16 protein-coding genes and 1 pseudogene are annotated in these 19,430 nt (G+C 65.6%); 12 read left to right on the forward strand and 5 right to left on the reverse strand.

Features of this window, described 5'->3' with window-relative positions; genetic code table 11:
• Positions 1 to 19 precede the first annotated feature (19 nt).
• The 3 genes from GYA95_RS11390 to GYA95_RS11400 form a co-directional block, all read right to left on the reverse strand.
• A complete protein-coding gene (locus GYA95_RS11390; protein ID WP_003260288.1) occupies positions 20 to 493 on the reverse strand; it encodes a MarR family winged helix-turn-helix transcriptional regulator in 474 nt (157 codons plus the stop codon).
• A 243-nt stretch (positions 494 to 736) separates the two neighbouring features.
• Positions 737 to 1,372, reverse strand: coding sequence for a response regulator transcription factor (locus GYA95_RS11395; protein ID WP_015270659.1), 636 nt, complete (start codon positions 1,370 to 1,372; stop codon positions 737 to 739).
• A gap of 6 nt (positions 1,373 to 1,378) precedes the next feature.
• Complete coding sequence (locus tag GYA95_RS11400) at positions 1,379 to 2,785, reverse strand: sensor histidine kinase (RefSeq protein ID WP_015270660.1); 1,407 nt, start codon at positions 2,783 to 2,785, stop codon at positions 1,379 to 1,381.
• A gap of 194 nt (positions 2,786 to 2,979) precedes the next feature.
• Here GYA95_RS11400 and GYA95_RS11405 point away from each other — a divergent pair, with 194 nt between their 5' ends.
• The 3 genes from GYA95_RS11405 to GYA95_RS11415 all read left to right on the forward strand — a co-directional run bounded on the left by GYA95_RS11405 (position 2,980) and on the right by GYA95_RS11415 (position 7,721).
• Entirely contained in the window at positions 2,980 to 4,602 is a 1,623-nt protein-coding gene (locus GYA95_RS11405) for an acyl-CoA synthetase (protein WP_015270661.1), read from the forward strand.
• Positions 4,603 to 4,675: 73 nt separating this feature from the next.
• Positions 4,676 to 6,445: an acyl-CoA dehydrogenase C-terminal domain-containing protein gene (locus GYA95_RS11410; protein WP_015270662.1), complete on the forward strand. Its 1,770-nt coding sequence runs from the start codon at positions 4,676 to 4,678 to the stop codon at positions 6,443 to 6,445.
• Between the two features lie 268 nt (positions 6,446 to 6,713).
• Entirely contained in the window at positions 6,714 to 7,721 is a 1,008-nt protein-coding gene (locus tag GYA95_RS11415; RefSeq protein WP_015270663.1) for a FecR family protein, read from the forward strand.
• A 13-nt stretch (positions 7,722 to 7,734) separates the two neighbouring features.
• Here the strand turns inward: GYA95_RS11415 and GYA95_RS11420 are convergent, their stop codons facing one another.
• Positions 7,735 to 9,054, reverse strand: coding sequence for a Na+/H+ antiporter family protein (locus GYA95_RS11420; protein WP_015270664.1), 1,320 nt, complete (start codon positions 9,052 to 9,054; stop codon positions 7,735 to 7,737).
• Positions 9,055 to 9,887: 833 nt separating this feature from the next.
• On the opposite strand from GYA95_RS11420, the pseudogene GYA95_RS28305 reads away from it, so the two are divergent.
• From GYA95_RS28305 to GYA95_RS11455, 8 genes and pseudogenes are all read left to right on the forward strand, one after another.
• Positions 9,888 to 10,853 (forward strand): annotated as a pseudogene (locus GYA95_RS28305) (PDC sensor domain-containing protein); the annotation flags it as partial.
• Between the two features lie 102 nt (positions 10,854 to 10,955).
• Positions 10,956 to 11,711, forward strand: coding sequence for a methyl-accepting chemotaxis protein (locus GYA95_RS28310; protein ID WP_371034575.1), 756 nt, complete (start codon positions 10,956 to 10,958; stop codon positions 11,709 to 11,711).
• A 105-nt stretch (positions 11,712 to 11,816) separates the two neighbouring features.
• Positions 11,817 to 12,833, forward strand: coding sequence for an ABC transporter substrate-binding protein (locus tag GYA95_RS11430; RefSeq protein ID WP_015270665.1), 1,017 nt, complete (start codon positions 11,817 to 11,819; stop codon positions 12,831 to 12,833).
• Positions 12,830 to 13,678: an ABC transporter permease gene (locus GYA95_RS11435; protein ID WP_161551397.1), complete on the forward strand. Its 849-nt coding sequence runs from the start codon at positions 12,830 to 12,832 to the stop codon at positions 13,676 to 13,678. Before GYA95_RS11430 ends, GYA95_RS11435 begins: the two co-directional genes overlap by 4 nt.
• 108 nt (positions 13,679 to 13,786) lie before the next feature.
• The gene (locus tag GYA95_RS11440; protein WP_015270667.1) at positions 13,787 to 14,650 is read left to right on the forward strand and encodes a LysR family transcriptional regulator; all 864 of its coding nucleotides are present in this window, start codon (positions 13,787 to 13,789) and stop codon (positions 14,648 to 14,650) included.
• Positions 14,651 to 14,901: 251 nt separating this feature from the next.
• On the forward strand, positions 14,902 to 15,819 hold the full coding sequence (locus GYA95_RS11445) for an AEC family transporter (RefSeq protein ID WP_013972955.1): 918 nt from the start codon (positions 14,902 to 14,904) through the stop codon (positions 15,817 to 15,819).
• A gap of 35 nt (positions 15,820 to 15,854) precedes the next feature.
• Entirely contained in the window at positions 15,855 to 16,466 is a 612-nt protein-coding gene (locus GYA95_RS11450) for a cell wall hydrolase (RefSeq protein WP_015270668.1), read from the forward strand.
• A 219-nt stretch (positions 16,467 to 16,685) separates the two neighbouring features.
• On the forward strand, positions 16,686 to 17,537 hold the full coding sequence (locus GYA95_RS11455) for a CAP domain-containing protein (RefSeq protein WP_015270669.1): 852 nt from the start codon (positions 16,686 to 16,688) through the stop codon (positions 17,535 to 17,537).
• 151 nt (positions 17,538 to 17,688) lie between these two features.
• Here GYA95_RS11455 and GYA95_RS11460 read toward each other — a convergent pair whose 3' ends face one another.
• Positions 17,689 to 18,663 (reverse strand): GlxA family transcriptional regulator, encoded by a 975-nt coding sequence (locus GYA95_RS11460; protein ID WP_015270670.1) that lies wholly within the window; start codon positions 18,661 to 18,663, stop codon positions 17,689 to 17,691.
• 106 nt (positions 18,664 to 18,769) lie between these two features.
• Here GYA95_RS11460 and GYA95_RS11465 point away from each other — a divergent pair, with 106 nt between their 5' ends.
• Entirely contained in the window at positions 18,770 to 19,381 is a 612-nt protein-coding gene (locus GYA95_RS11465; RefSeq protein WP_004376275.1) for a LysE family translocator, read from the forward strand.
• Positions 19,382 to 19,430 lie beyond the last annotated feature (49 nt).

Consider the following 19,430-nt stretch of genomic DNA (forward strand, 5'->3'; position numbering starts at 1 on the left):
GGATAATTCGTGACAGGGATCAACGATCGCCGAAGCGGCGGATCGTCAACGGGTCGCCGGCAGCGAGCAGGACCTTGGCCAGCAGGCCTTCCAGGGTCGCGAGCTCTTCGGGTGCCAGCGCGCCGCACAGCTCGTTCATGGCCGCCGCGCCGATTTCCGGCAGGCGGTCAGCCAGGCGCTGGCCATCGGCGGTAAGCGCCAGGCGCACCTGGCGACGGTCGTCGGCGCAACGGTTGCGCACGATCAGTTCCTTCTGCTCGAGGCGGTCGAGCATGCGGGTCATCGATCCGCTGTCCAGGCCCAGGTACCGGCACAGCTCGGCCGGGGTGTCCACCTGGTACTGGGTGACGATGATCAGCACCTTGAACTGCGCGGCGGTGACGCCTTCGGATTCGAGGTGCCAGTCGAGAATGCGGTCCTTCAGGATCGCCGCCCGGCCAAGCAGCATGCCGATGGCGCAGGTCTGGAAGTTTTCGGGAGAGAAATGGGCCATCGGAGACTGCTCGGGTAATTGTGTGGAAATATTACTGCCTAGGCAGTGAATGTCAAAGCTTTGATTAGGTTGCTATGGAAAATTTCATGATTTCTGCCCCTTGCGCCCCCCTGTAGGAGCGGCCTTGTGTCGCGATGGGCCGCAAAGCGGCCCCGCAATTTCTGTTGGGGCACAAAACCTGGGGCCGCTTCGCGCCCCATCGCGACACAAGGCCGCTCCTACAGGGCCATGCGTCAAGGCCTGCTACGGTGTTCGCAGGCCCAGTGCCTCCACCGCCCCGCAGGCAATGGCCATGCCCACCAACTCCGCCAGGCTATCGGCCTGCAACCGCTTCATCACCCGCCCCCGGTACAGGTCCACCGTCTTCACGCTGACGCCCAGCCGTTCGGCAATCTCGCGGTTGTTCAACCCTTGGGCCAACGGCACGAACACGTCGCGCTCGCGCGGGGTCAGGCCATTGATGCGCGCCTGCACCCGGGCCAGCGCCTGGTCGTCCTGGCGTGCCCGCCCGGCGCTTTCCAACGCGGCCTGCACGCTGTCGAGCAGCAACTGGTCGTTGTAGGGTTTCTCGATGAAGTCGCAGGCGCCGGCCTTGAATGCCCGCACCACGATCGGCACATCGGCATGCCCGCTGACGAATATCACCGGCAAACCCAGGCCACGCTCGCGCATCGCCTGCTGCACCGCCAACCCGCCCAGCCCCGGCATGCGCACATCCAGCAGCACACAGGCCGGCCCATCGTCGACGCAGGCGTCGAGAAACGCCTGCCCGCCGGCGAACGGCAAGGCCTGCAAACCCACCGACTGCAACAACCACACCGTCGAGTCGCGCATACCCTGGTCGTCATCGACCACATACACCTTCGCTTGCACCGCCATCTCCCCTTACCCCCTGCTGACCGCCAGGCGGCAGCACAGTACCAGACCGCCATTGTCACCGGCTCGCGCCCACAGGCTGCCGCCAAAACCTTCGATCAGGCTACGGCTCATGCTCAGGCCAAGGCCCAGGCCGTCGGCCTTGCTGGTGGTGAACGGCGTGAAGATTTCATCCAGGCGCTCGGGCGCCACGCCCGGGCCCTGGTCCGCCACCTCGACCAGCACGCCATCACCATCGCGCGCAGCGCCCAGCAGGATACGTGACGGCCGCTCGCCATGCTGCTCGCGGTTGGCATCGATGGCGTTGCGCAACAGGTTCAACAGCACCTGCTCCAGCAGTACCCGGTCGGCATACACCAAGGGCAGCTGCACGCTCATGCGCAGCTCGACCACTACCTGATCACGCGCGGCTTCCCAGGCGCACAGGCGCATGGCTTCGCCGGCCACCTCGGCCACGTCCAGAGCCTGCAGGCGGCGCGGCCCCTTGCGCAGGAAGGCGCGCAGGCGGCGGATCACTTCGGCGGCATGGGTGGCCTGTTCGCTGATGCGCTGCAGGCCCTGCCCTACCCGCTCTCGGGCCTGCGGGTCGCGCTCCAGGCCCAGCAGGTAACGCTGGCTTGCGTTGGCATAGTTGACCACCGCGGCCAACGGCTGGTTGATCTCGTGGGCAATGCCCGAAGCCAGCTCGCCCAAGGTGGCCAGCCGGGCACTGTGCGCCAGGCTTTCCTGGGCCTCGATGCGCAGGGTGATGTCGCGAGACACGCTGACCACCTCCACCACCGTGCCGGTGTAGGTTTCGCGGATGGCCCGGCTGGCGATTTCGAACCAGCGGTAGCCGCCTGCGGCCTGGCGCACTCGGCAGGTCATGGTGTGGTAGCCGTCCTGGTCCAGGGCGGCGGCGGCCTGGCGCAGCACCTGGCGGCGCTCGCGCGGGTGCAGCAGGGTATGTACGGCCATGCCGCGCAGTTGCTCGGGCCACAGGCCAAGCAGGCGGAATGCTGCCGGCGAAGCATCGAGAAAACGGCCATCGGGGCTATGCCGGGAGATCAGGTCGGTGGTGTTCTCGATGATCAGCCGGTACAGGCGCCGGGCGCGGCTGGCCTCGCGTGCGCCATGACGCTCGTCGCTGGCGTCGCGGCCACGCGCCAGCACCTGCTGGCCCTGGTCGTCAGGGATGAAGCTCCACAGCACGATGCGTTCACCGACCTGCACCTCGACATCGGCGATCGCCCGGCGCTGGCGCAGGCAGGCGCGCACCAGGGCGGCGCAGTTGCCCGGCAGCCAGCTGGCCAGTGCCGGGCCTTCATCGACCCAGGCCTGCAGCGCCGGGTTGAGTGCCAGCGGCCTGGCGTCGCCGGCCAGCATCAGGCTGGGTTGCGGGTCCTTGGCGAGCAAGGGATAGGCAGTGTTGTCCACGGTAGGCGGCTCGTTGTTATAGTAGTTTTACTATATTGCTATAGTCGATATTCCTAATACCATAGCGACTCGCGTAAAACTGCGACAAGGGGAGCGGCCCACCGTCCGCCTCCCTGCACCCTGAACAGAGCTAACAATCAGCCACCGGGGGTCAAGCGCACAGGTTGTGCCTGCCTCCTCTACAGGATTACCGCATGTCGATCTATGCCCAGGGCCTGATGCCCGCTGCCGTCAACCATGTCGCCCTCACCCCGCTGAGTTTCATCGAACGCACCGCTGCCGTATATGGCGATTATCCGGCGGTGATCCACGGTGCCATCCGCCGTAACTGGCAGCAGACCTACCAACGCTGTCGGCGCCTGGCCAGCGCCCTGGTGGGCCGGGGTATCGGCCGTGGCGACACCGTAGCGGTGATGTTGCCCAACATTCCGGCCATGCTCGAAGCCCATTTTGGCGTGCCCATGACCGGCGCCGTGCTCAATACCCTGAACGTACGCCTGGACGCCGAGGCCATCGCCTTCATGCTGCAGCATGGCGAGGCCAAGGTACTGATCACCGACCGCGAGTTCCACACGGTCATCGAGGCTGCCCTGGCCTTGCTCGAGCACCCGCCATTGGTGGTGGATGTGGATGACCCGGAGTACGGCGAAGGCCGTGCGGTCAGCGAACTGGATTATGAAGCGTTCCTCGCCGAAGGCGACCCGGACTTTGCCTGGGAATGGCCCGATGACGAGTGGCAGGCGATCTCGCTCAACTACACCTCCGGCACCACCGGCAACCCCAAGGGCGTGGTCTACCACCACCGTGGCGCTTACCTGAACGCCCTGGGCAACCAGATGGTCTGGGGCATGGGCCATCGCCCGGTGTACCTGTGGACCCTGCCGATGTTCCACTGCAATGGCTGGTGCTACCCATGGACCATCACCGCGCTGGCCGGCACCCATGTGTTCCTGCGCCGGGTCGACCCGCAGAAGATCCTGACCCTGATCCGCGAGCACCGGGTCAGCCACCTGTGCGGCGCGCCGATCGTGCTCAACGCCCTGGTCAACATGCCCGAGGCAGCCAAGGCGGCCATCGAGCACCCGGTGCAGGCCATGGTCGCAGGCGCCGCGCCACCTGCAAAGGTCATCGGCGCAGTGGAAGAGATGGGCATCCAGGTCACCCACACCTACGGCCTGACCGAAGTCTACGGCCCGGTGACCGTGTGTGCCTGGCATGACGAATGGGATGAACTGTCGCTGGAAGAGCGGGCACGGATCAAGTCCCGCCAGGGCGTGCGCTACCCGACCCTCGACGGCCTGATGGTCGCCGACCCGCAAACCCTCGAGCCGGTACCGCGCGACGGCAACACCCTGGGCGAGATCTTCATGCGGGGCAACACGGTGATGAAGGGCTACCTGAAGAACCCCGAGGCTACCGCCGAAGCCTTCCGGGGCGGCTGGTTCCATACCGGTGACCTGGCCGTGTGGCATACCGACGGCTATGTCGAGATCAAGGACCGGCTCAAGGACATCATCATTTCCGGTGGCGAGAACATTTCCACCATCGAGGTCGAGGACGCCCTGTACAAGCACCCGGCGGTACTGGAAGCCGCGGTGGTGGCGCGCCCGGATGAAAAGTGGGGGGAAACCCCGTGCGCATTCATTGCCCTCAAGCCGGGCCGCGAAGACACCCGCGAAGCCGACATCACCAGCTGGTGCCGCGAGCACCTGGCCGGGTTCAAGGTGCCGAAGACCGTGGTGTTCGGCGAACTGCCCAAGACCTCCACCGGCAAGATCCAGAAGTACGTGCTGCGCGACCGGGCCAAAGCCCTCTGATCCAGTGGTGGCCTCTTCGCGGGCATGCCCGCGAAGAGGCCAGCCCATGTTTCCATTATTCCAAGAGCCCCCGATGACTACCTACTCCGCCCCCCTGCGCGACATGCGCTTCGTCCTGCATGACGTGTTCAACGCCCCGGCCCTGTGGGCCCGCCTGCCCGCCCTGGCCGAGCGCATCGACGCCGATACCGCCGATGCCATCCTCGAGGAAGCAGCCAAAGTCACCGGCCAGCTGATTGCCCCGCTCAGCCGCAACGGTGACGAGCAAGGCGTGCGCTTCACCGCTGGTGAAGTCACTACACCCGACGGCTTCCGCGAGGCCTGGCACACCTACCGTGAAGGCGGTTGGGTCGGCCTGGGCGGCAATCCTGAACATGGCGGCATGGGCATGCCGAAAATGCTCGGTGTGCTGTTCGAAGAAATGCTCTACGCCGCCGACTGCAGCTTCAGCCTGTATTCGGCATTGAGCGCCGGCAGCTGCCTGGCGATCGATGCCCACGCCAGCGAAACACTCAAGGCCACCTACCTGCCGCCCCTGTACGAAGGCCGCTGGGCTGGCACCATGTGCCTCACCGAACCCCATGCCGGCACCGACCTTGGGCTGATCCGCAGCCGCGCCGAGCCCCAGGCCGACGGCAGCTATCGCATCAGCGGCAGCAAGATCTTCATCACCGGCGGCGAACAGGACCTGACCGAGAACATCGTCCACCTGGTGCTGGCCAAACTGCCGGATGCGCCCACCGGCGCCAAGGGCATCTCGCTGTTCCTGGTGCCCAAGTACCTGGTCGAGGCCGATGGCCGCCTGGGGGCGCGCAACGCCGCCCATTGCGGCTCGATCGAACACAAGATGGGCATCAAGGCCTCGGCCACCTGTGTGATGAACTTCGATGGTGCCGTCGGCTACCTGGTCGGCGAGCCGAACAAGGGCCTGGCGGCGATGTTCACCATGATGAACTACGAGCGCCTGTCCATCGGCATCCAGGGCATCGGCTGTGCCGAGGCGTCCTACCAGAGCGCCGCCCGCTACGCCAACGAGCGCCTGCAAAGCCGCGCCGCCAGCGGCCCGCAGGCACAGGACAAGGTTGCCGACCCGATCATCCACCATGGCGATGTGCGGCGCATGTTGCTGACCATGCGCACCCTCACCGAAGGTGGCCGGGCGTTTGCCGCCTACGTCGGCCAGCAGCTGGACCTGGCGCGCTACGCCGAAGACGCCGGCGAGCGCGAACATGCGCAGCGCCTGGTGGCGCTGCTGACGCCGGTGGCCAAGGCGTTCTTCACCGACAACGGCCTGGAAAGCTGTGTGCTCGGCCAGCAGGTGTATGGCGGCCATGGCTACATTCGCGAATGGGGCCAGGAGCAGCGTGTGCGCGATGTGCGCATCGCGCAGATCTATGAAGGCACCAACGGCATACAGGCCCTCGACCTGCTCGGGCGCAAGGTGCTGGCCGACGGTGGCCAGGCGCTGGCCGGCTTTGCCGCCGAGGTGCGGGCCTTCAGCGTGGATGCGCCGCTGCACCGTGAAGCCCTGCAAGCGAGCCTGGCGCGGCTGGAGGCGACCAGCGCCTGGCTGCGGGCGCGTGCCGGCGAGGATGCCAACCTGGTCAGCGCGGTGGCGGTGGAATACCTGCAGCTGTTCGGGCTGACTGCGTATGCCTACATGTGGGCGCGTATGGCGGCGGTGGCGTTGGCCAAGCGTGACGAGGATGCCGCGTTTCATGGGGCCAAGCTTGCGTGTGCGGAGTTCTTCTTCCAGCGGGTCTTGCCGCGCGGGTTGGGGCTGGAGGCCAGTATCCGGGCGGGTAGTGGCAGCCTTTATGGTTTGGAGGCGGCGCAGTTCTGAGAGACCATGGGGGCGCTTTGCGCCCCATCGCGACACAAGGCCGCTCCTACAGGGGAACGCGATTCCATGTAGGAGCGGCCTTATGTCGCGATGGGCTGCAAGGCAGCCCCAACGATTTCAGCCTGAATTTACCTGCGCGAAGGGTTCTCAAACGCTGAAAAACCATCACCAATCCGACGAAAACCGGCACAACTGATAGTCATTCGCCATTACCTCGGTTCTCGGGAGCCCTCCAGCAAGGGTAGAATGCGCAAAACCCGGAGCCGCAATGAACCACGACCGCCTCAATCCCAGCCCAGACGATGCCATCACCGACGCCGCCGCGCACTGGTGCATGCGCCTGCACGCCGAAGATTGCTCGGTGGCCGAGCGCGAGGCGTTCGCCCGCTGGCTGGCGGCCGACCCGCGGCATGCCGAGGAATACCAGGCAATGCTGGAAATCTGGCAAACCGCAGACCTGCTGCCGCGCAATGCCACCGTCATCGACTTCAACCCGCCGCTGCAAAAGGCCGCGCGCCAGCGCAACTGGCGGCCGCTGGCATCCGCCGCCGCGATCGCCCTGGCAGTGCTGCCGCTGGCCGGCTGGGTGGGCTGGGAACAAGGCTGGCTGCCCAATCGCTACCAGCACTTCGAAGCTGGCGCGCACATGCAGACCGTGCAGCTGAGCGACGGCAGCATGGTGCAGCTCAACCTCAACACCGAGCTCACCTACCTCAACTACAAGGACCAGCGCCAGGTCACGCTCAAACGTGGCGAGGCGTTCTTCAAGGTGCAGCACGACAGCAGCCACCCGTTCATCGTGCATGCCGGTCGTGGCCAGACCCGCGTCACCGGCACCCAGTTCAACGTGTGGAAGTACCAGGACCAGGTCAAGGTCACCCTGGTGGAAGGTTCGGTACTGGTATCCAGCGACGGCAGCACCGGTGGCTACCGCCTGGGCCCTGGTATGCAGGCCAGCTATCACAAGGGCGACTTCGAGCCGCAACTGGAGCAAAGCGAGGACTACGGCAACAGCCTGGCCTGGCGCGACGGCAAGCTGGTGCTCGACAACCTGAGCCTGGAACAGGCCCTGCCGATAATCAACCGCTACCTCGACGCACCGCTGCTGCTGGCCGACGCCAGCACTGGCCGCATCCGCATCAGCGGTATCTACAACACCCGTGAGGTGGGGCGCCTGGTCAACAACCTGCCCAAGGTGCTGCCGGTCTACCTGACCCGCAGCAAGGACGGCAGCACCGTGCTCAACCGCATCTCGCCGCCGCCCGACAAGGGCTGACGCCCTCCCCGTCTTACAGCGTCATCGCCGCCAACCAGCCGAACGCCAGCAATGGCAGGTTGTAGTGGATGAAGGTAGGCACCACGGTGTCCCAGATATGGTGGTGCTGGCCATCCACGTTCAACCCCGAGGTCGGGCCCAGGGTCGAGTCCGAGGCAGGCGAGCCCGCGTCGCCCAGGGCACCGGCGGTACCCACGATGCAAACGGTGGCCAGCGGGTCGAAGCCCAGCTGCACGCACAGCGGCACGAAGATCGCGGCCAGGATCGGCACGGTGGAGAACGACGAGCCGATGCCCATGGTCACCAGCAGGCCCACCAGCAGCATCAGCAAGGCACCGACGCCCTTGCTGTGGTCGATCCACTGCGCCGAGGTTTCCACCAGGCTGTTCACCTCACCGGTGGCCTTCATCACGTCGGCAAAGCCTGAGGCGGCAATCATGATGAAGCCGATCATGGCCATCATCTTCATGCCTTCGGTGAACAGGTCGTCAGTGTCCTTCCAGCGCACGATGCCCGACAGCGAGAAGATCAGGAAGCCGACCATGGCGCCGATGATCATCGAGTCCAGCCACAACTGGACGATGAACGCCGAGGCAATCGCCAGCCCGGCCACCAGCAGGGTCAGCGGGTTGTACTGCACGCTCACCTGCTCCACCTGCTCGATGCGCGCCAGGTCGTAGTCACGCTTCTTGCGGTAGCTGACGAATACCGCCAGCAACAGGCCAGCCAGCATGCCAGCGGCCGGGATGGCCATGGCGTGGGTGACATTCACGCCACTCACGTCGACACCCGCGCGGGCGACGTTGGCCAGCAGGATTTCATTGAGGAAGATGTTGCCAAAGCCCACCGGCAGGAACATGTACGGGGTGATCAGGCCAAAGGTGATCACGCAGGCGATCAGCCGGCGGTCGATGCGCAGGCGGGTCAGCACGTACAGCAGCGGTGGCACCAGCAAGGGGATGAAGGCGATGTGGATAGGCAGGATGTTCTGCGACGACACTGCCACCACCAGCATCAGGCCCACCAGCAACCATTTGACCTTGCCGCCACTGGCATGGCACTGGCGGTCGATCATGGCCAGGGCGCGGTCGGCCAGGGCATGGGCCAGGCCGGACTTGGCGATAGCCACGGCAAAGGCGCCCAGCAGTGCATAGGACAGGGCTACCGTGGCCCCGCCGCCGAGGCCGCCGTTGAAGGCCTTGAGCGTACCTTCGATGCCCAGCCCCCCCACCAGCCCACCGGCCAGGGCCCCGACGATCAGGGCGATGACCACGTGCACGCGGGACAGGCTGAGTATCAGCATGATGCCGACCGCGGCGATCACTGCATTCATGGTTGGCTTACCTCATTGCGACAGAAAAAAAGCGCGCACTGTGAAGCAGTGGGCAGCAGATGTCAAAAGCGCCATGTTGCGGCGGATTACACGGAGGGCTGAAATTTAAATTGAATGTTTGAATAAAGAAAAAATGGGATGGGCCGATATGGTGGGAAGGCTGGGAGATGCCTGGCTGGAGATTTCTGTCGCCTGTGAGATCGAGCGCCGCCCGCGCGGCGCTTCGCAGCACAAGGCTGCTCCTACATCTGTTTCGGGCCAGTTATTCCTGAGGTGGAGGCGCTCGGCCCCTTGGCGTCCATCTCGATATCGTGTCGGACAAACAAGGCGGTCGCACGCGCTGGCGCAAGCGTTACTGGCCCGAAACAGATGTAGGAGCAGCCTTGTGCTGCGAAGCGCCGCGCGGGCGGCGCTCGATCTCACAGACGACACACATCTCCAGCCAGGCACCTCTCAACCCCGCCCAGCCCCAAAGCCATAACCCTTACTGTCCAAAAAAAGGGATACGCCCCATGCCTTTGCGACAACTTTCCATCCAGTGGAAGATCACCCTGCTCGCCGGTCTCTGCCTGGCCGGCATCGTCACCCTGCTCGTCGGCCTGTCGCTGTATCGCATGGACCACAGCTCGGACCTGGTCAAGGCCAGCAGCATGCAGATGCTGACCGAATCGGCCCAGTCGCGCATCGAGTCGCAGGGCGAGGTGCAGGCGCTGAACATCCGCCGCCAGTTCATGGACGCCTACCAGTACGGCGCCGGTTTCGCCCGCCAGGTGCTGTTCCTGCGCGAGCAGGCGGAAAAGCGCTTTCTCGATGCCTTCGACCTGCGCGAGGACATGACCCGCCAGGTGCGCGCCGCCCTGCAGGCCAACCCTGAACTGCTCGGCCTGTCGCTGGTATTCGAGCCCAACGCCCTGGACAACAAGGACAGCCTGTTCGCCGGCAAGGCAGAACTGGGCAGCAACGAAACCGGGCGCTTCGCCCTGTACTGGTCGCAGCCGCGTGTCGGCCAGCTGACGGCCATGGCCCTGCCCGAACATGACATGGCCAACACCGAGATCGGCCCCAGCGGCCAGCCAGCCAATACCTGGTGGGTGTGCCCGCGCACATCCGGCAAGGTGTGCGTGGTGGAGCCCTACTTCTACGACATCGATGGCCAGCAAGTGCTGATGACCAGCATCGTCTTCCCGCTGGCAGTCGACGGCAAGGTGATCGCCACCCTGTCCATCGACATCAACCTCAACAGCCTGCAGGCCCTGAGCCAGGAGGCCAGCCGCAGCCTGTACGAAGGCCGCACCACGGTCGGCATCCTCAGCCCGGTCGGCCTGCTGGCCGGCTACAGCGCCGATGCCAGCAAGCTGGCCCAGCGCTTCGACCAGGTCGACACCGCCAAGGGTGCCGAACTGGTGCGCAAGCTGGCCGACGGCAAGATGACCATCGTGCACGACCAGCAGCGCCTGAAGGTGCTGGCCGCCTTCCAGCCGATTCCGGATGCCCAGCCCTGGGGCGTGCTGCTGGATGTGCCGGAAAACGCCCTGACCGGGCCGGCCGAAGCGCTGAAACAGGAACTGGACGCGCTGAACACCAGCGGCACCCTGCTGGAACTTGGCCTGGGCCTGGCGGCGGCGATCGCCGGCCTGCTGATGGTGTGGCTGATGGCCCGCGGCGTTACCCGGCCGATCCTCGGCGTGGCAAGCATGCTCAAGGACATTGCCAGCGGCGAAGGTGACCTGACCCGCCGCCTGACCTACCAGAAGCAGGACGAACTGGGCGAACTGGCCGGCTGGTTCAACCGCTTCCTCGACAAGCTGCAGCCGACCATCGCCGAGGTCAAACGCTCGGTGCAGGCCGCCCGTGGCACCGCCGACCAGTCTTCGGCAATTGCCACCCAGACCAGCGCCGGCATGGAGCAGCAGTACCGCCAGGTCGACCAGGTTGCCACTGCCTCGCACGAAATGAGTGCCACCGCCCAGGACGTCGCCCGCAGCGCCGCCCAGGCCGCGCAGGCCGCCCGCGATGCCGACCAGGCCACCCGCGAAGGCCTGGCGGTGATCGACCGCACCACCCACAGCATCGATGCCCTGGCCGCCGACATGAGCAACGCCATGAGCGAAGTGGAGGGCCTGGCGCAGAACAGCGAGAAGATCGGTTCGGTGCTGGAGGTGATCCGCTCGATCGCCGAACAGACCAACTTGCTGGCGCTCAACGCCGCCATCGAGGCGGCCCGCGCCGGTGAAGCCGGCCGTGGCTTTGCCGTGGTCGCGGACGAGGTGCGCAACCTGGCCCAGCGTACCCAGGAATCGGTGGAAGAAACCCGCCAGGTGATCGAGGCCTTGCAGAACGGCACCCGCGAAGTGGTCGGGGCCATGGACAACAGCCACCGCCAGGCCCAGAGCGGCGTGCAGCAGGTTGGCCAGGCAGTCACCGCGCTGCAGCGCATCGGCCAGGCAGTGACGGTGATCACCGACATGAACCTGCAGATCGCCTCGGCCGCCGAGGAGCAGAGCGCAGTGGCCGAGGAGATCAACAGCAACGTGGCGACCATCCGTGATGTCACCGAATCGCTGTCGGGGCAGGCCAACGAGTCGGCGCGGGTAAGCCAGTCGCTGAACAGCCTGGCCAACCAGCAACAGGCGCTGATGGACCAGTTCCGCGTCTGAGTCGCTTGCAGGCCGCTGCCAATCGCGTGCAGCGGCCTTCCTGCCGGGCCTGGAGCCGGTCGTCTACACTTGCGGCAACTCAGTAGCGTCACTCCAAGAGGCCCCATGAAAAAGATTCCGACGCTGCTGGCCGGCCTGCTGCTCGCCGTCGGCCTGGCCAGCACCGACAGCGCCGCCTCCGCAGAACGCACCACGCCCATCCGCTTTGGTGCCATCGGCTGGGAAAGCGGCGCACTCACCACCGAGATCCTGCGCCTGATCGTCGAGCGCGGTTATGGCTACCCCACCGACACCCTGCCCGGCAGTACGGTCAGCATGGAAGTGGCGCTCGCACGCAACGACCTGCAAGTAATCGCCGAGGAATGGGCCGGGCGCAGCCCTGCCTGGGTCAAGGCAGAACAGGCCGGCCAGGTGTTCGCCTTGGGCGACACGGTCAAGAACGCCGAAGAAGGCTGGTGGGTACCGGCCTACGTGATCGAGGGCGATGACGCGCGCAAGCTGAAAGCCGTGGCGCCGGAATTGCGCAGCGTCGAGGACCTGAAACGTTACCCGCAGGTGTTCCGCGACCCCGAGTCCCCCGGTAAAGGGCGCTTTCTGAATAGCCCCAGCGGGTGGACATCCGAAACCGTCAACAGCCAGAAACTCAAGGCCTACGGGCTGAATGATCTCTATACCAACTTCCGCAGTGGCTCCGGGGCTGCAATGGATGCCGAAATCGGCTCGGCCATCCGCCGTGGCCAGCCGGTGCTGTTCTACTACTGGAACCCGACCCCTTTGATGGGGCGTTACAAGCTCATACGCCTGCAAGAGCCGCCGTTCGATGCCCAGGCCTGGGCCACCCTCACCGATGCCGGCAACCCCGAGCCCAAGGGCAGCAGCTCGCTGCCGGCCAAGTTGTCGATTGGCGTATCCAAGGCCTTTCGCGAGGGCTACCCGGAGCTGGTGAGCGTGTTCGAGCGGGTCGATCTGCCCATCGACCGACTGAACAAGGCACTGGCCGACATGAGCGAAAAGCGAACGCCGCCCCGCGACGCGGCCCTCACCTTCCTGCGCGATAACCGCGAGGTGTGGAAAGCCTGGTTGCCTGCGGACATTGCCACCAAGGTCGAGGCCAGCCTGTGAGCGGCGGCTTCCCCGAGGCCCTGCAATTCTCCTTTGCCGACAGCGTCAACCGCCTGGTCGACTGGCTGGTACTGCATTACGGCGATCACCTGCGCAGCGTCTCGGACCAGTTGTTGCAACTGCTGGTCGGCCTGGAAACCCTGCTGCGCCTGCTGCCGTGGTGGCTGCTGCTGTTGCTGATCGGCCTGCTTGCCTGGCATGCCAGCCGCAGCGTGCTGCGCAGCGCGGTACTGGTGGCGCTGCTGGCCCTGATCGGCATGCTCGGGTTGTGGGACAAACTGCTGCAGACCATGGCGTTGGTGCTGGTCAGTACCGGCCTCTGCGTGCTGGTGGGCGTGCCGCTGGGCATCCTGCTGGCTGCCCGGCCGCTGGCGAAGCGCTTGCTGTTGCCGGTACTGGATGTGATGCAGACATTGCCGGCCTTCGTTTACCTGATCCCGGTGCTGATGCTGTTCGGCCTGGGCAAGGTGCCCGCCGTGTTCGCCACACTGATCTATGCCCTGCCACCGCTGGTGCGGCTGACCGAACTGGGCCTGAGCCAGATCGACCCTTCGCTGCTGCAAGCCGCCCATGGTCTTGGCGCCAGCCGCTGGCAGCGGTTGCGGCGCATCGCCCTGCCGCTGGCGCTGCCGAGTATCATGGCCGGGCTCAACCAGTCGGTGATGATGGCCCTGTCGATGGTGCTGGTGGCTTCGATGATTGGCGCCCGCGGGCTGGGCGAGGACGTGCTGTCGGGGATCCAGACGCTGAATGTCGGCCAAGGCGTCGAGGCCGGGCTGGCGATCGTCGCCTTGGCCATGGTGATCGATCGGATCAGCCAGGCCTATGGGCGTGGTGTGCGCTGAGAAATATTGCCTCTACCAGCCTCGACTCGCTGTAGGAGCAGCCTTGTGCTGCGAAAGGGCCGGGCCTGACAATGCAGCTCTGTCAGCTTGAAACCGGACCACACCCGCATGTCCCTCAAAGCCCTGCGCACTCTGGTGACCATCGCCCGCCACGGCACCTTCGCCCGTGCCGCCGACCTGCTCAGCCTTACCCCTTCGGCGGTGAGCCTGCACATCAAGACCCTCGAAGACGAACTGCAGGTGAGCTTGTTCGACCGCAGCCGCAGGCAGGTCTCGCTGACCGAAGCCGGCCAGTTGGCGGTGGCCCGCGCCGAGACCATCCTGGCTAGCTATGACGAACTGGCCGACGCCCTGGCCAGCGGCCCGAGCCTGCGCGGCCGCCTGCGCCTGGGGGCGATCCACACGGTGCTGGCGCGGCGCCTGCCCAAAGCGCTGGTGTGGATCAAGGCGCACCATCCGCAGCTGCATGTCAGCGTGGCCTCCGGCATGTCGGCGGAACTGGCGCGACGGGTGGAAGACGGCGAGCTCGATGCGGCGATCACCACCGAGCCGGTCAGCCCCTACCCGCAAAGCCTGGACTTCACGCCGTTGTTCGAAGACCGCTTCTGGGCGATCGCCAGCCCCGACCTGGCCGGGCTAAGCGTGCCGCAGTTGCTGGCCAGCCAGCCGTTCCTGCGCTTCGACAAGCGTGCCTGGGCCGGGCGGCAGATCGAGCAGGAGCTGCGCCGCCAGCATCTGCAGGTGAGCGAGCAGATGGAACTGGACAGCCAGGAAGCGCTGGCGCGCATGGCGGTGATGGGCCTGGGCGTGGCAATCATCCCCATGGCCGATGACGACCTGCAACGCTTGCCACCGGCTACCTGCCTGCCATTTGGCGAACCACAGCTGACCCGGCGCGTGGTGTTGCTGGAGCATGAGAAGAGCCAGCGGCGGCATTTGAGCGCGGTGCTGAAGACTGCGCTGGAGGCGTGAAGGTTCGCAGGGCCTTGTAGGAGCGGCCTTGTGTCGCGAAAGGGCCGCAAAGCGGCCCCGGCAATTTTGTGGCGATGCCGATATCCTGGGGGCGCTTCGCTCCCCTTTCGCGACACAAGGCCGCTCCTACAAGAGCCAGTGTCGACTTCAACCATGCATTTTTCCTCAATGGTCAGTGCAGAAAACAACGTTTTTACAGATCGATCCGCACCCGTAGTCTGTGCTCCGTACCCGACCACGGAACGTCGATCATGCTCCACCTGCTGCTGACTACCCTGCTGCCGATCATCCTGCTGATTGCCCTGGGCACTTTCCTGCGCCTGCGCGGCTTTCTCGCCGATAACTTCTGGCCCGGCGCCGAGCGCCTGAGCTATTACGTACTGCTGCCGTCGCTGTTTCTCCATGGCCTGGCCACCGCCAACCTCGATGGCGTGCCGGTGCTGGGCATGGTTGGCGTGCTGATGCTCTCGACCCTGGCCGGGGCCGTGCTGCTGGTGCTGTACCAGGGCGCCATGAACCACGACGGTGCCGACTTCACCTCGGTGTTCCAGGGCGGCATCCGCTTCAACAACTACATCGGCGCCACCCTTGCAGCGGGTATCTACGGCAGCGCCGGCATTGCCCTGGCAGCGGTGGCCAACGCCGCCATCGTGCCACTGGTCAACCTGCTTTGTGTGCTGGTTTTCGCCCGCTTCAGCGCCCGCCATAGCTCACCGGCCACGGTGTTGCGGGCCATCTTCGCCAACCCCTTGATCGTCGGTTGCGCCGGCGGATTGCTGCTGCGCGCCAGTGGGCTGGGCTTGCCAGCGGGTATCGAACCCACGGTCAAGGCCCTGGGCCAGGCCGCCCTGCCGCTGGGCCTGCTGTGCGTCGGCGCAGCCCTGGGTGGCGCCCGCCTGGGCCAGCAGGTGCGCCCGCTGATGGCGGCGTCGGCATTCAAGTTCCTGGTCATGCCGTTGACCACCTGGGGCTTGTGCCGCCTGCTTGGCCTGGGTGGCCAGGCAGCGGTGGTGGCGGTGCTGTTCCAGGCACTGCCGACCGCGTCATCTTCCTATGTGATGGCCCGGCAAATGGGCGGTAACGCACCGCTGATGGCCACCATCATCGCCCTGCAGACCGTGTTGGCTGCCGCCACCCTGCCTTTGGTGCTGATGCTTGCGCTTGGCTAGACTGTGAACCAGCCCACAGTTCGGGAGCTTGCATCATGCGCCTTTCGTGGATGGTGATCGGCCTGGTTTCGGCCCTGCTCGCAGGCCCCTTGCACGCGGCCGACCCGGCCAAGGCTGCCGTCGCCGAGGACAAGGCCGAGGTGCTCGAGGAAAAAGTGGTGAATGACACACCACCCCCGAAAAAGGCCGAAACCCTCACACCGGGCGAAGCACAGGCAGTGGACCCGGCCGGCCAGGCGCCGCTGGATGACAGCATCACCTGCCTGGCCCGCACCATCTACTGGGAGGCCAAGGGTGCGGACGCCGAAGACATGGCCGCCGTGGCCAACGTCGTGCTCAACCGCCTGGGCCACGATGGCTTCCCGGATACCATCTGCGGCGTGGTCAAGCAGGGGGTGGAAAGCAAGGCCTGCCAGTTCTCCTGGTGGTGCGACGGGCGCCCGGACCAGGTCGAAGAAGCGCAACGCTACGACATTGCCAAGGAAATCGCGCGCAAGGCGCTCAACCAGCAATTGAGAGACCGCACCGGGGGTGCCTTGTACTTCCATGACCGCAACGTGCGCCCGGACTGGGCCAAAGCCTACCGCCGGACGGCGCAGACCAGGCATTTTCTGTTCTACAAACCGAACCAGGCGGTGGCGCGCTGATAGCCGCCGGGCGCCAGCAAACCGGCAGACAGCGTGGTTCGATAGGAATGATTACCAACTATTCGCACTTTTCAGATGAACAGTGGTCTACTCCCTCTTTTGCCGCCAGCAAAGAATGTTGGCGTTTTCATTGCTTCGCACGAGCCCGGGCCAAAAGCCCCGGGCTTGTGTAGGATGAGCAGCGCGAACCACGACGCTGCCAGTCATAGGGAGATCCACATGCGCGTCCTGTCATCCGTTGCCGCCTTGTCGCTGGGCCTGGTCGTCTCGGCCGGGGCCATGGCTGCCACCGGCGAAGAAGCGCAACTGATCGATTCGATCAATGCCTACCGCAGCAAGGCCCAGCCCTGCGGTGGCGAAGCGTCGTTGGAACTGCCGCCGCTCAACAGCGATACCCGCCTGGCACTGTCGCCAGAGGGCACCCGCGACCTGCAGCAAGCCATGACCCGCGCCGCCTACCCGATGGTCAACGTGCAGGCCATCAGCCTGTCGGGGCCGCGTGATGCGCGCGCTGCCATGCATGCCATCGAAGAGAGCTTCTGCCAGGTGGTGCTCGACCCGCAGTTCGTCGATATCGGCGTCAGCCAGGAAGGCCGCGACTGGCGCATCGTGCTGGCCCGGCCGCTGCTCAGTGGCCGCCTGGGCGACTGGCAGGCCGAGGGACAGAAGGTGCTGCAGGAGATCAATGCCGCGCGCAAGGTACCGCGCCAATGCGGTGGCCAGCCCTTCGCCGCCGCCCCTGCGTTGAGCTGGAGCACGGTGCTGGCCGGGGTTGCCGCCAACCACACCCGGGCCATGGCCAACCAGAACTTCTTCGACCACATCGACAAGGATGGCCGCACCCCCGGGGACCGGGCAGAGTTGGCCGGTTACCTGTACCAGCAGATCGGCGAAAACATCGCCGCCGGGCGTGACACTGCGCGCAAGGTGGTCGATGGCTGGCTGGATAGCCCGGGGCATTGCGCGACGCTGATGAACCCGGACTTCCGCGAGCTGGGCGCTGCGTATGCAGTGGACCCGAAGAGTGATGCGGGGATTTACTGGACGGGGTTGTTCGGGACGCCGCAGTAAGCCCGGCTGACGCGCTTTATGTAGGAGCGGCCTTGTGTCGCGAAAGGGGTGCGAAGCGCCCCCAGGATATCGGCATCGCCACAAAATTGCCGGGGCCGCTTTGCGGCCCTTTCGCGACACAAGGCCGCTCCTACAGAGTGCGCGCCGGGCTTCAGGGCGAGATATTGCGGTCACGCAACGCTTGGGCCGTGCAACCAAACCGTCGCCGCACGCACTTGCCCAGGTAACTGGCATCGCCCAGGCCCACTTCATCGGCAATCTGCGCCAGGCTGTGGCTGGAATTGAGCAAACGCCAGCGCGCCTGTTGCAGGCGCATCTCCAGCCACCAGGCCTTGGCGCTCATGCCATGGCTGGCGTGAAACTGCCGGTCCAGCTGGCGCCGGCTGATGCCCAGCTCAGCCGCCAACTGCTCCGCGGTCAACGGCGTACCCAGGTGATGACGCATCAACGCCTGCGCACGCTGCACCTGCCGCCCCTGCCCGGCCCCCAGCTCCAACGAGCGCAAGGCATGGCGGCTATCGCGGGTTTCATCCACCAGCATGTCGGCCAGGCCCTTCAGCGCCCTGGCCCTCCCGCAGGCGCGTGACAACAGCGCGACGGCCAGGTCGATGGCCGCGGTGCCGCCGGCGCAGGTGATGCGGCTACCGTCGATGCAATACAGCTGCTCACTCAGCACCTGCAAATGCGGGAAGGCCGCACGGAATTCGGCTTCGTGTCGCCAGTGCACCACCACCTTGTGCCCCTGCAGCAACCCGCAGGCGGCCAACAGGAAGGCGCCATTGTCGACCCCAACCAGCTTGACGCCAGCCTTGCCAGCCTGCCTCAGCAAGGCCCGGTAGCGAGGCGCCAGCGCGGCAGTGGCCATCGCGTTGCGCCCGCCGAACACCACCAGGTAGTCGAAACTGGCCAGCTCGAGCTGGCCAGCGACGGCCTCGACCTGCACCACCGCGCCACTGCTCGAAGGCACCGGGTCGAGTGTCAGCCCTGCCACGGTCCAGCTGCAGTAGCGCTGCTGGCTGTAGTCCTCGTCGTCGGCGCTGAAACGCAACTTGTCGAGAAAGGCACCGAACGGCAGCAGGGCAAAATCCGGTAACGGCAAGATCAGCAAGCGGATATCGGGCTGCATTGGCTTCGCGTCCAGAAACGACCATTCAATGTCCGGATCATACCCTTGCCCGACAAGATCGGCGCCATAGACTGGCGCCCTCTCCATCAACAAGGCATTCCCCACCATGGCACTCGACACCTGGCTCATCTACCTGCTGGCGAGCATCGGCCTGTCGCTGACCCCAGGCCCCAACAGCCTGCTGGCCCTGACCCACGGCGCCCTGTATGGCGCACGCCGGACGTTGTTCACCATCATCGGCGGGGTGTTTGGCTTCAGCGCCCTGATTGCCTTGGCCATGTTCGGCCTCAGCGCATTGCTGCAGGCCTCGGCCTCGGTGCTGAGCGTGCTCAAGTGGGTGGGTGGCGCCTATCTGGTCTGGCTGGGTATCCAGCTGTGGCGCAGCCCGGGCCTGCACCTGGAACTGACCGCGCAAAGTGCGCGGCTGGGCAATGCCGGCCTGTTCCGCCAGGGCCTGCTGTCGGCCATGGCCAACCCCAAGGTGCTGCTGTTCTACGGCGCTTTCCTGCCGCAGTTCATCGACCCGCAGCGTGGGTTGCTGCTGCAGTTCGTGGTGATGGCGGCGACCTTTGCCAGTGTCGAGTTCCTGGTCGAATACCTGTTGGCACGCCTGGCGTTTCGCATCCGGCCATGGCTGGCCAAGGGCGGCAAGGGCTTCAACCGCTGCTGCGGCAGCCTGTTTGCCTTGATTGGTGTGGCGTTGCCGCTTGGGCGGTAGCACTACGCAAAGGCTGTCGCGATCCCTGTAGGAGCGGCCTTGTGTCGCG

Origin of the sequence: Pseudomonas asiatica (assembly GCF_009932335.1) — a bacterium.
Lineage (GTDB): Bacteria > Pseudomonadota > Gammaproteobacteria > Pseudomonadales > Pseudomonadaceae > Aquipseudomonas > Aquipseudomonas asiatica.

Coding starts and splice junctions, on each gene's coding strand:
- GYA95_RS11390 (WP_003260288.1), bottom strand. CDS start 493: ATGGCCCATTTCTCTCCCGAAAACTTCCAGACCTGCGCCATCGGCATG.
- GYA95_RS11395 (WP_015270659.1), bottom strand. CDS start 1,372: ATGGCGGTGCAAGCGAAGGTGTATGTGGTCGATGACGACCAGGGTATG.
- GYA95_RS11405 (WP_015270661.1), top strand. CDS start 2,980: ATGTCGATCTATGCCCAGGGCCTGATGCCCGCTGCCGTCAACCATGTC.
- GYA95_RS11410 (WP_015270662.1), top strand. CDS start 4,676: ATGACTACCTACTCCGCCCCCCTGCGCGACATGCGCTTCGTCCTGCAT.
- GYA95_RS11415 (WP_015270663.1), top strand. CDS start 6,714: ATGAACCACGACCGCCTCAATCCCAGCCCAGACGATGCCATCACCGAC.
- GYA95_RS11420 (WP_015270664.1), bottom strand. CDS start 9,054: ATGAATGCAGTGATCGCCGCGGTCGGCATCATGCTGATACTCAGCCTG.
- GYA95_RS28310 (WP_371034575.1), top strand. CDS start 10,956: ATGGAGCAGCAGTACCGCCAGGTCGACCAGGTTGCCACTGCCTCGCAC.
- GYA95_RS11430 (WP_015270665.1), top strand. CDS start 11,817: ATGAAAAAGATTCCGACGCTGCTGGCCGGCCTGCTGCTCGCCGTCGGC.
- GYA95_RS11440 (WP_015270667.1), top strand. CDS start 13,787: ATGTCCCTCAAAGCCCTGCGCACTCTGGTGACCATCGCCCGCCACGGC.
- GYA95_RS11445 (WP_013972955.1), top strand. CDS start 14,902: ATGCTCCACCTGCTGCTGACTACCCTGCTGCCGATCATCCTGCTGATT.
- GYA95_RS11450 (WP_015270668.1), top strand. CDS start 15,855: ATGCGCCTTTCGTGGATGGTGATCGGCCTGGTTTCGGCCCTGCTCGCA.
- GYA95_RS11455 (WP_015270669.1), top strand. CDS start 16,686: ATGCGCGTCCTGTCATCCGTTGCCGCCTTGTCGCTGGGCCTGGTCGTC.
- GYA95_RS11460 (WP_015270670.1), bottom strand. CDS start 18,663: ATGCAGCCCGATATCCGCTTGCTGATCTTGCCGTTACCGGATTTTGCC.
- GYA95_RS11465 (WP_004376275.1), top strand. CDS start 18,770: ATGGCACTCGACACCTGGCTCATCTACCTGCTGGCGAGCATCGGCCTG.